Below are 11,315 nucleotides of genomic sequence, written 5' to 3'. Positions count from 1 at the left end.
GCAGACTACGAAGCGCTGCTGCCATGGAACTGCTCGCCAAAAATGCCACAGTAAACCGTTAACCCATCGTTTGGCAGGTGGGGTTTATGGATCGCATACCATTGAAGAGCAATACATGCTCGGCGCGCTAGAGCTTCGTGAGCGACGCGCTGATGGGACCTACGCCGATGCCTCACACAATCCCTGGATACGGCCCATCGTCCAACTGGCGATTGAGACAGCGATGCGCCGTGGCAAGATTTTCGAGCTGCGCTGGAAGCATGTGAACCTGGATCGTAGGACTGCGCACCTGCCTGCGACGAAGAACGGACTGCCGAGAACCGTCACGCTTTCGCCGAAGGCTATTCAGTTGCTCAAGGATTTGCCGCGCTCACTGTGCGGGCGAGTCTTCCCCACCACGGCTGATGCTCTCAAGAAGGCGTTTGTGAAAGGTCTGGAGCGTGCAAGGCTGAAATACTTGGGAGATTGCGACGTAGCGCAAGTCACACCTCGGGAAGACATCCTGATCAATCTGCGCTTTCACGACCTGCGGCATGAGGCGACCTGTCGGCTCGCGACCAAGCTGCCGAATCTGATCGAGCTCGCGAGCGTGACTGGGCATCGGGAGATGAACATGCTGAAGCGGTACTACAACATTACTGCGGAGGAGCTGGCATGACTGCCAGTCTTAGACAAGAAAGGGAGCGTGCTGATTAACACGCTGCCTATCCTACCAATGCTATGTATGTATCTGAGTCGGCGTATCGATGTTGTGACGTTCTTATCAAACTCACGACACAACAAGAACATTAAGAAACCTACACGGCCTCTATCCTTTGTGATGGTATAGCATTCAGTATCCAGCATTCTTGGTGGACATATAACAACGAAGCTTTCATCGAATAATTCGTATAAGCCGCCTGAAAAGCCAATTCAGTCGCCGGATTTTGATCCAATTCATAGGCATTTTTGGCGGAAACAAATTTTGCCTGAAGATCTGACGAATGTACCAGAGCACTCGTTTTCATTTCTTTATTAGCACCATTGGAACAAACGCCAGCGTACTTATAAGAATCCATAATAGTAAACCTCCCATCTCCGTCTATATCAACAGGGGAAGACAACCATTTGAAAGAAAACAATAGGAAAATATTGGCAAGCCAAGAGACTGGCCCATTCAAAAAATCTTCAGTGGTGTGAAGACTGAGACTTTCATGAAGATTCGTAGCCCCAAGAAAAATTATCTCAGGATCCGCTTCCCCATCATCTTTTTTCTTACTACCGGCACCTATGTAATTGAATATACCGGCATAACACTGCCCAAGATATACTACGGCATGCTTTAATCCAGGTGACGACTTTAAGCAATTCAAAAGGACATGAGGAGTTACCGGTGTAGCAGCATCAATACCTCGAGGTCCGCCGTGCCCGGTCACAAACATCACGACATTCTCATGCGTGTTGTTTTTTTGATCTGCAAAGAAATCTTTAGACTCTCTCAAATCAAACTTGGAAGCAGTACCGCTTCTAAGAAAATTCTCAATTGAAGCCCGATCGGAACCATCAATATAAATTGCAATATCTCTAATGCTAACTCCAGCTTTTTCCAAGCAGAGTATCCCATAAGCAACATCTGTAACATGGCGACTTTCAGGCTCCGTTTGTGCAGCCAAAAATAGAACCCATTTAGTGCTCCCGCCGATCAAGCTCACTGTAAATATCCTTATACTACAATCTAAAACCTAACACAAACGGGTATTACTAAGCGAAGCCGGTCTATGAATGTCAGAAAAATAATAGATCTCATCTATTTCAATTTTATCTGATGAGCCCTCTATCTGATGAAGCAACTTCCCACGCTCATCAAGCTCATACACCTTAGAGTCGGTCTTCAGGTAAAAAGACGACGGACTCGCAGTTGACCCATCAGATTTGAATAGCAGCCACTCCCCCAAATTTACACACTCTTTGACTGAGTCATCAATTTCTGGAAGATCACTAGACAAGATATCGTGAAGTTTCATTTTAAGCCTCGATTGATCCTAGAAAGCCCTTTCTCGGAAGCGCTTCGATAATAACACCGCATGCTAGTACAACCTTGCATTTTTTGCACCCGACTCTCGTGATCTTCACATTAGCCCAGCTCTGTAGACGTTGATGGACTGTGAATCGCTGGCCCTTGACTGAAAACTCTCGCACGGAAGCGTTTATGAGCACATAAGCCCTGCCCAATCGTACAGCTATAGCCTTCCAGCCAATACCATCAGGCTAGCGGCAGAAGACTCAAAACCTTTAACAGAAATGCGCAGCGAAACTGCTGTATAACCCAGCTACAGGCCATAACCCCATCTTTTTCACAAGCACAGGGCATTTTCAGACAAGCGGTAGCTCATCACATGATCCATTAGGGCGCGTGAAGGTATACATCCTCACAATCGCGAGTAACTACGTGGCCGTACACTGCTCAAAATTAAGCTAAATTTCGATATATCGCATATGCAATCGAGATATGAAACGCCCGACCGATTACGGTGAACTATTTTTTGCTCCTTCCGATCCAAGAACAGATACTTTGAGCCCGACCATCTATTTTATAACTAGGTATTGGTCCATGCCTACAGAGTATTTGTATGGCAACCCTCCCATAGCGATAATATCTTCGGGGGAAGGGTTGACACCATTGAGCGCGAGGAAATGAATTAGGTAAGTACCCGGATTTCCTACGTTATGCACATACGTAATCTCGTAGCTCTCACCTGCCCCAACGTTCACGAATCTTAGCGGAACTCGGTTATAGGTCCCAGCATACCGCCCCGACTGGAGATTGATAGGGGTTCCGTAAATCGGCTTTCCCTCATCGAAGAGTACCGGAACCAGTGTCAGTGCATCATCGTCCAGAGAAACCTTGCTTTCTTTATTACCAAGATTGGAAAGGATCACTTTAATTTGAAGCAGGTTCTGGCCATCCGCTAGGGGTTGAACTGTGGATTCGACTTTCGCTTGAATATGCGGTTTCTGAGTAGTCTTCTGCTGCAAATCCATGAGTGTGTACTCTGTAATTTCCTTTTCTTTTTTCACGTATACAGTTGAATAATAACCCCAAACCGCAACGACGATCGCCGCTATGATTGTTGTGATTTGGGCTAGGATTTGAATTCCAATATGGGTTTTTTCAATCTTACTGAGTGAGTTTTCCGGCATTTTTGGCGCTCTGCTTAAGTTGGTAAAACAGGATTATGCATAGAGAAAGGCAACATACTCTGAATCGCCACGATTTTCATAGATGCTTTCGAGCCTCAGGGATACCAGCCCAGTCCCAGTGAGACTGTCCGCTATTGGCCAACAGCCTCTGATCGCGATGGGCTGCAATTGCATTGCACTTGCCCACCCATTGGCATTCGACGTGAAAGTTTGTTTGTATAGGGCTTGGTCAGTGCACCTAGTGCGACCTGACAAGCAACTGTCGGCCAAAGCTGACAGTTGCTGCTGGAAAAACTGTACCCTTTGTCTTTATACCTTTGAACGCTAAGAAAACTGTGACGCCCAAGCAGAGAGGTTTTGAGAGAAAAGAGGCGTTGGTGTATGCAAAGGAGTGGTTCAGGACTTGCGAATTTCAAATCCCACCATTTTTTTTGGGAGGTCGTATAGCCTTTCAAAGCGTAGCGTGCCACCGGGAGCGGGTGGCCATGCCTGCTTGAGATTCTCTGAGACCCGGACTGTGTTTGTTCCAGAGCTCAACTTGGAAGCTTCCCAAACGCATTGCCCGATGGCCTTGGGCTGCATAAACGCCGAGGTGCCGACAAGCGTCACGATGGCTTTGCTGAGAGACAGGCCTGCACCAATTGAAAGATTCGGTAGCTCAAACCTCTCAGCTAGAAGCTCATTGACGATTTGCCTGGTCTGCGTAACGCAGTTGTCAGCTACCTGATAAGCGGTTCGAACAGATTTGACGCGATCGTTAGCGTCGACCTTGAATAGGATGAGCGCCCCGTCACCAAGGTATTCCGTGACGTGGCCATCCTCAAACAAGGCTGTTGTGGCTAATGCCGGCAGTAAGGCTGACGTCTCGTAGAACACCCTTTGGAAACCGCTATCGATCGCCGGAAATTTCTGAAGATTTTGCAGGCGATCGGAAGAGTTGCGCATGTCAACGACGAGAGCGACGAACTCTGTCACCTCTGGCTTTCCCGGTTGTACATGCGGATGCCCAGGAATGTTGCTTTCATTTCCCGCCCTGGATTCAATGGAGGCATTTATGCTGTCCATGATCATCCCGACCTTTTCCCACGTCCGCACAGCGCCTTCCAGGCCGTCGACTGCTGCTTTGCGGACGGCTGCAAGTTGATGGTTGTTCATTTAACTAGCTTCCTGAAATGACGTTTAACCCTGTCCCAGACCTGCTTCTCAACGGTCTCTGTCATTTCTTGAGGGTAATAGATGATGCTCAAGCCTATGAGGTCGCTGGGGAGCTTCACCTCTTTACCGCTAGGCGCCATCAACACTGTGCGCTTGCGGCCAAATCTACCCACGAAAAGACCGAGCTCGAACAAGACGTTGTCACGAGGCATGGATTTCTCTGTGCCCCGAGACTTAACGATATCGTCGTCGTTGGCGACAACTACTGCGAAGTCCGAGTTGATCAGCTCCGCTTCAAGGTCATCCATTGGGTAGCTAGATAGCTGGAATATCTGAGGCATGCTCCATGGGGCGTATTCAAGGTCGGAGTCATGTGCGAAATGCTGGATTCCGCTGTCGACGACTGAGAGGGCTTCGGCAGAAGAGATCGCAAAAATGCGATGCTTCTCACGCGGCCGGGCGACGTTGGCATTGCGTACGGCGATCCGTTTTGCGAGATCCCTTGCAAAGGCCAGCGTTGCTTCGGGAAATTGCAGGAGAAAACCTTTGAAATGCTCTTTTGAAAGCTGAACTGCCACCACTTCTTCGCGAGCGATCACGGTACTCGTACGCGTCGTGACGTGGACGGCAGCAATCTCACCGACGTGATTGCCCGCTTCGAAATTCTCAACCAGCACACGTTTGCCGATACTGATCACCACAGAACCCGTTAACAGAAAGAAAACGTCCGTGGCTGACTCGCCAAACGTAATGAGCGCCTCGCCAGCTTTGAAATCTTTCAGCGCCCCGTGCTCTGCCAAATAATCCGCACGTTGCCTGTCTTGTTTGACCAGCGGTTGCACCATCAGCTGTTCGACCAACTCGTCACGGTCTTTCCTTAATCGCTCCAGCATCACTGCATCCTTGTTATGGGTGGTGGCTAAATGATGTCTTAGCCGGTGTGCCAGTGCAATAGAAGGTTGAGATGGGAGGTGGAGCGTGGAGGTAGCACGATCAGGTCGAGAAAATTTTTCGAGGTGCCGTTCAATAGAAAAGGGGGCAGATTTATTTAATGCACTCGCAACGTCCGCTTCTGGCCGTTTGTGTTGAAAAAGTCGCTCCGCTCAAACTGCTCGGATATTGACCGGGAAAAATGCAACGTTAGTACGTTAGTACGTTAGTACGTTAGTACGTTAGTACGTTAGTACGTTAGTACGTGAAATCCTAGTGCAGAAGCCTCAGCCAAAAGTAAGGATTTCAATCTCAGACGCGTACTTTTCTGCCGTGACAACCAAGGTCGACTTTGTCAACAGAATCGGCCGATTGCGGCCGTTTACGTGGGCCGCATGGATGATTGCATCACTCAGGCCGATCCTTGGGACAGATGCTTAATTACGATAGGAATAGATGATAGATTCAATATCGTGATTACTGTAGTCGGCCACGCGGCAGGTATAGCGTGCGAATGCCACACTTTTGCCACACTTGCCCCACTAACCGGTGCGAAACTCGCTAACTCCAGCTGACACGCCCGTTGATTTTCCGGCTAATCCCCGCGAACGTATTAATTCTAAACGTCGACTTTTAGGACTCCGAAGGCCGGGGCCGTGGGTTCGAATCCCGCCTGGTGCGCCATCTTCTATGCCTTGTATTACAAGGGCATAGCGCTCCTGATAGAAACCTGTCCTAGTACTGAAAGTCGTTTTGGCCAAAAATTTGCTACACTTAAGACGCAAAACAGGGCGCGCAAAATAACGCTCTGGAACCTGATCAACAAACTGTATGGCATCGAGTGCGACAGTCACCTTGAGTTCGGTGAGGATCATGGATTACGTTACACCACGTCAACGTTCACCTAAAAAAAGCTTTTCGCGTTCAGAGTGCAATTCGATTGCCGGCGTAAAATAATCGCGCATCGCAAAATTTAATAAATTTAAATCTGTCTTGACTAACAAGCAAAACTGCTAAGGCTGGTGCTTTTCCACCAGCCCTAACATGATTAAAGCGCACGCTAAATCAAAGATCCAAGTGACTAAAACAAAGATCCTACAGCCTGACGTTCAAATGCTCTTTCATGAGACAGCCATTTGCCTTTCAAGGCGCTGTAAACTTTGCACCAAAGGTTTGGGCAATTAACCGCTTTAGATTAATTACCACAATAGTTTGACTGTAGGTTCCGCCATCCAAATTCTCTATACCGGAAATCTCCCATTCAAAATCGTTACCCGCGACTTTATTTATCACGCCGAAGCATGTAAACGAATCCGAAACCTTTTCTCCATCTTTAACATCAACGTCCCAAGCCACAATAAAATCTACAACTGCTAAAGCATGATTAAAAGGCCCTAGATTATTAAACTCATACTTATACTCAATCGAGCAAACATTTTTTTCGGATAACGGAGCAGACGTACCTTCTGTGCGCATGCCTAAGCTATCAATGCCCTGCGTTGAGAAAGTCAAAACTCTACGCCAATATTTTTCCATGCCGGTCTTTTTTGGTAAAAAGGATGATAGCTGCGAATACAGAACGCCTACCAAATATTCTTCTCCGGGCCGCGGCGATAAAAACAAATGTTCATTACCTTGAGTATCAGTTAAACGGAACCGCTCCCGAGTCTTAACTTCCTGTTTAGCTTTTTCAAGATATTCAATTTGTTCATTTAGAAGAATCTCAGAACTTTCTCGACGCAGTCTATTTAAAAGCTCAGAAAAAGTCTTATCCGAACTCTTTTGCGCATCAAGAAACTTTCTTACCTCTTGCAGAAAATCCGAATCATTCAGAGTATCATAAGCTTTTTTGCTTAAAGCATTTCGGTTGGTTACTAAATCAAAATCCCCATCAACAATAATAGTATAATGACTAGCGCTATCCCCCTCTGACAAAACTTTGTACTCATCGATCAGGGAAAGCAACTCAGGATACTTGCATATCTTTATACCCTTAACGGAAACGAAAAGCCCTCTTTGATCGCTTAGCTTTATTCCAGAATTAGTACGTCCTTTACGCGCTAGCGTGGTATATTCATCGTGAGCACGCCTATTTCCATCAATAGCTAAAATTATTGAAAACTTGCTAGAGCCGACGCTGAATTTTTTTGCAGCACGACTGTAAAATCGTCCATCTCTCAATCGTGCAATCTGAGCAGGACTTTTTAAGCTCAGATCTGGATTGCCTCTATCTAAATACGGATACCCAAAAGGGACGTGGAATTCAGAGCCTGCAGAATAAACAACCAGCTCTGCCGGCTTTAAACCTGCGGAAACTTGAGCTCTATGACTAGCAGTAAACCCTTGCTTATCCGTAATATATCGCGCATCCCCATGCTTAGTGTAATATCTAATATAATTAATAACATACGACAACGCAGGATCATCACCAACTGAAAAATATTTGTTGTAGCCCTCGGTTTCCAACCCATCAATCATAATCAGGGTGGCTGATTTTGAAGTCGGATTGTTAACGCGTGACTTTAAATATTCTACAGAGTTAGCAGTATCAGCAGATGCTCCTGAAAAAAAACTGATGAACACGTCTTTTATTGAATCAGTTTTCTCGGGTGTAATATCAAATGAAGTATCTAGATTACTCCTTGGATTTTCGACTACCTTATAGTGCCAAACACCTTTCTTCCAATCTCCTGTTGAGGCTACTAAAATACGACTGCTAGCGAAACACAATTTAGAACCCTGACATTTATAACCAATAGCATCTCCTTGCTTTTTTGTAGACTTTCCTATTGAAAAAAAAGCTTCCCAAGGAGTAATACCATGCACTTCAGACTCAATATCAAGTCCCGAACCATCATCAAAGAATATTAACCCAGCGCGATCCTTTACCGGGATATATAATATATTTTTTGCTTGCGCATCATAAGAGTTTGAAATCAACTCCCTTAGAACCTCACAAGGATCATTCCTATTAACCGACAGCTCACCGAGCACATGCCTAAACTCTATCTGTGGGCGCATCCTACATCCTTTTAATTAAATTATTAGACTGACGAAACCGATTTACGGTGATAAATTGAAATCTCAAAATATATAATTATAGATTATTACAGCCACGTCAAGCCAAACAATACTTTTCCCTCAGATACTCGATAGGCTCTTCATACTAGATTAAAAATCTGATACACCCTACGGGTCGAAATGAGTTCATAACCTGAAAATATTTAAAACTGTTTATCTTGAGATCGATTACCAAATGGAATCGTGTTTTAATGAAAGCAGCAACCGTGATTCAACGACTCAAAGCTTGGCATACACAGCTTCAAAATCACGGAGCGCTTGATTTACTTTGTATCGAAGCATCAGCGAAGCGGAAAGCTTTACCATTGCCTCGAACAAGACATGCCCTGATTGAATTTCACACTGACCGACGCAACGCCCGGCATACTCCCCAGACTCATAAGCGTAGACAGTGTAAAAAGCCCTGCTGGACTCGCGATTCAGTCCTGCCGAGACACGAGTGACAGAACTATCTCTCACGCACAAGTCAGGAAGTGAAAATTCCAAGACATCATCGAATGGAATGAACATAGCGGAAGCGGACATAACAAATAGGCTCGCGATATCCAACGCCTCTTCAACTTTTTCAAGCTCAGGAGTCGCATACTCGTGCTCAAGAATATTTCGTATATCGACGACTTTACGCAACAGACTGGGCGCTAATAACCCAAGCCTCCTTAGCCGTTCGATCTTCTTTGGCACGTTCCATCGAAGTGACGGGTAACCAAAAGAGATCAACAACTGATCAAGCTGACAGACGATGGCGCGTTTTGCATTGGTCGTTGCATTGACGAGAGCCGCCAAACCGCCCCGTTCAAAATCGTCTTCCGCCAAGTTCAAAAAATCGATAGGTGAGGTATTCAACTCTGTCATTCCAAAACCACCACCGCCTAACGCGACTCCACATTTGCTCATATCAAATCCATGAGCAAGGCAAAACTCTTTGATATCCATCTCACGACCCAGTGAATTGGCAGCCAATAGGTGTATGGTTAAAACATAGTGTATCAGCGATAACACAGGAAATGTCTGCCGACGCTAGAGATCAGCGTCGAAGCCCTCATCCCCCTGATCCCAGCAGCCAGTGCACCGCTAAAACGGCCGCTATCGGTCGATCATGCTGAAAAAGTCGGTTTTCTCGAATTGCCAAAAACCTGATCGGTGAAGGCGTTGCTACGTGAAATCTGTGTCCGAATGCCTGTGCGGCAATTCAAGATTTCAATCTCATGCACTCACTTTTATGCCGTGAAAACCATCTCCGACTTTTTCAACAGAATCGACCAATTGCAGCTATTCGCGCGGGCAGCTCTCAAGCTTCGCTTTCATCCAATACCACCGGCCTCGCTGCCGACCCCGCCAACAGACCTCCATCGATGTTGAACTCACTGCCGGTAATGTACGTAGCCTCATCGCTGGCTAATAACAGGGCTACCGCAGCCACTTCTTCGGGCGTTCCAAATCTTCTGAGTGGCGTGTCTCGAACGAGTGCAGCCATACGCTCTTCACGACCAGCATCAGCACCTAACATTGGCTCCCACATAGGGGTGAGGATGGCGGCCGGGTGGATCGAGTTGCATCGAACTTTAAGTCCTTGCTCGGCGCAGTAAAGCGCCACCGTCTTGGTGTGATTGCGAACGGCGGCCTTGGACGATGCGTATGCCGCTGCGCCAGGAATACCAACCAGTCCGGAGCGAGAAGAAATATTGATAATGGAACCAGCCTCGGTGTGGCGCATGGCGCGTATAGCGTACTTGCATCCAAGAAACACACCATCCAGATTGGTGCGATGCACGGCCTGCCAGTCCTCCAGACTCGCGTGCTCTGGGTCATGCTGGACGGGACCCTGCTCAAACCCGGTAATGCCAGCGTTGTTGACCACCACATCGACGCGGCCGTGCGCCTTCAGGACATGCGTTGTCACCCGCAGCCAATCTTCTTCGCACCGCACATCAAGATGCAGATAACAGGCACGATCTCCCAGTGCGCTTGCAGTCGCTCTTCCGAGCACGTCGTTGATATCAGTGACGTAAACAAAGCAGCCTTCCTGTACGAACCGTCGTGCAGTCGCGGCGCCGATCCCTTGAGCCGCCCCTGTAATGATCGCGATTCTGGATGTCAGTTTATTGTCCATAAATGAGGCTTCTCCGTCGTAGGGCGTGCAACAGCTTGCAGCAACAGTCTATGCCCTGCGCATTGCTATCGCTTGTAAGCCGCACCTCATTTGGTAGCCGGGTTTTGGACAGTCAGGACAAAATCGGTTCGCGCCAGGAAACACCTGACGCCCGCAAATAGGCTGAACTTGTAAACGACTCAATCGATCGTAATAACCACATACGATCATCTATAGGGAAAGATAATGTCCAAGCTTGCAGAGTACCGCCAGTTGGAAAAGCACCTCGCCGAGCAGCTTCAGGCACTGGAAACGATGAAGGGCAATGAGGGGCTCAAGAAAGAAATCGAGTTCGAAACGAAGCTGCGCAAGCTCCTTGAGCACTACGGTTTCAGCCTCAAGCACATCATTAATCTGCTGGGTCCACAGGCACCGGCTCGCGGTCAAAAGGCAGACAAACCTAAAGGCACACGCAAACCACGCGAGCTCAAGGTCTACAAAAATCCGAAGACAGGTGAAGTGATCGAAACCAAAGGTGGAAATCACAAGGCCTTGAAGGAATGGAAGGCGGAGCACGGTGCGGATGTTGTTGAGGGATGGCTGAAGAAGTAAAACAGTCTCTCGCGAAAGAGGGCCCAGACGGGCCCTTTTTGGTGGGCCCGTTTTAAGCTCGACCGTCGCAAACTCGCTGGCCAATTGAATCAACATGGCATTCGAAGCGCCTATGAACCTGCTCCAACAATTTCTTGGGTGTGCATTGGCGAAAGACTGCAGCGTGACGCACGCCTGGCCCCGGATGTGCTTCCTATCTGTTCAATTTGAATAAGCGCGTCATGGTTTTTCCATAAGACGATAGAAAGATGAGTGTGGCTGGCCCCGA

The 11,315-nt window shown here is 47.5% G+C and carries 9 protein-coding genes; 2 read left to right on the top strand and 7 right to left on the bottom strand.

Annotated features, from left to right (window positions below):
• Positions 1-658, top strand: a 658-nt coding sequence (locus KDX39_RS12200) for a site-specific integrase (RefSeq protein WP_231660520.1), incomplete at its 5' end; no start/stop codon positions are given.
• A gap of 139 nt (positions 659-797) precedes the next feature.
• Here KDX39_RS12200 and KDX39_RS12195 read toward each other — a convergent pair.
• The 7 genes from KDX39_RS12195 to KDX39_RS12165 all read right to left on the bottom strand — a co-directional run bounded on the left by KDX39_RS12195 (position 798) and on the right by KDX39_RS12165 (position 10,456).
• Positions 798-1,691, bottom strand: a complete 894-nt coding sequence (locus KDX39_RS12195) for a hypothetical protein (protein WP_231660519.1) — start codon at positions 1,689-1,691, stop codon at positions 798-800.
• 874 nt (positions 1,692-2,565) lie between these two features.
• A complete protein-coding gene (locus KDX39_RS12190; protein WP_231660518.1) occupies positions 2,566-3,180 on the bottom strand; it encodes a hypothetical protein in 615 nt (204 codons plus the stop codon).
• A 396-nt stretch (positions 3,181-3,576) separates the two neighbouring features.
• The gene (locus tag KDX39_RS12185; RefSeq protein ID WP_231660517.1) at positions 3,577-4,335 is read right to left on the bottom strand and encodes a hypothetical protein; all 759 of its coding nucleotides are present in this window, start codon (positions 4,333-4,335) and stop codon (positions 3,577-3,579) included.
• Entirely contained in the window at positions 4,332-5,228 is an 897-nt protein-coding gene (locus KDX39_RS12180) for a TIR domain-containing protein (RefSeq protein WP_231660516.1), read from the bottom strand. Before KDX39_RS12180 ends, KDX39_RS12185 begins: the two co-directional genes overlap by 4 nt.
• A 1,180-nt stretch (positions 5,229-6,408) precedes the next feature.
• Positions 6,409-8,286, bottom strand: coding sequence for a hypothetical protein (locus tag KDX39_RS12175; protein WP_231660515.1), 1,878 nt, complete (start codon positions 8,284-8,286; stop codon positions 6,409-6,411).
• A gap of 279 nt (positions 8,287-8,565) precedes the next feature.
• A complete protein-coding gene (locus KDX39_RS12170) occupies positions 8,566-9,279 on the bottom strand; it encodes a hypothetical protein (protein WP_231660514.1) in 714 nt (237 codons plus the stop codon).
• A 355-nt stretch (positions 9,280-9,634) separates the two neighbouring features.
• Positions 9,635-10,456, bottom strand: a complete 822-nt coding sequence (locus KDX39_RS12165) for an SDR family oxidoreductase (protein ID WP_231660513.1) — start codon at positions 10,454-10,456, stop codon at positions 9,635-9,637.
• Positions 10,457-10,681: 225 nt separating this feature from the next.
• Here KDX39_RS12165 and KDX39_RS12160 point away from each other — a divergent pair, with 225 nt between their 5' ends.
• A complete protein-coding gene (locus KDX39_RS12160; protein ID WP_231660512.1) occupies positions 10,682-11,047 on the top strand; it encodes a histone-like nucleoid-structuring protein, MvaT/MvaU family in 366 nt (121 codons plus the stop codon).
• The last annotated feature ends 268 nt before the right edge of the window (positions 11,048-11,315 follow it).

This window comes from Pseudomonas sp. CDFA 610 (genome assembly GCF_021147865.1).
Taxonomy (GTDB): Bacteria; Pseudomonadota; Gammaproteobacteria; order Pseudomonadales; family Pseudomonadaceae; genus Aquipseudomonas; species Aquipseudomonas alliivorans.
This window is presented reverse-complemented; position numbering and strand designations above follow the sequence as displayed.

What these genes read in the sequence shown, in the direction of transcription:
- KDX39_RS12190 (WP_231660518.1), bottom strand. Translation starts at nt 3,180, where the DNA reads ATGCCGGAAAACTCACTCAGTAAGATTGAAAAAACCCATATTGGAATT.
- KDX39_RS12185 (WP_231660517.1), bottom strand. Translation starts at nt 4,335, where the DNA reads ATGAACAACCATCAACTTGCAGCCGTCCGCAAAGCAGCAGTCGACGGC.
- KDX39_RS12180 (WP_231660516.1), bottom strand. Translation starts at nt 5,228, where the DNA reads ATGCTGGAGCGATTAAGGAAAGACCGTGACGAGTTGGTCGAACAGCTG.
- KDX39_RS12175 (WP_231660515.1), bottom strand. Translation starts at nt 8,286, where the DNA reads ATGCGCCCACAGATAGAGTTTAGGCATGTGCTCGGTGAGCTGTCGGTT.
- KDX39_RS12170 (WP_231660514.1), bottom strand. Translation starts at nt 9,279, where the DNA reads ATGGATATCAAAGAGTTTTGCCTTGCTCATGGATTTGATATGAGCAAA.
- KDX39_RS12165 (WP_231660513.1), bottom strand. Translation starts at nt 10,456, where the DNA reads ATGGACAATAAACTGACATCCAGAATCGCGATCATTACAGGGGCGGCT.
- KDX39_RS12160 (WP_231660512.1), top strand. Translation starts at nt 10,682, where the DNA reads ATGTCCAAGCTTGCAGAGTACCGCCAGTTGGAAAAGCACCTCGCCGAG.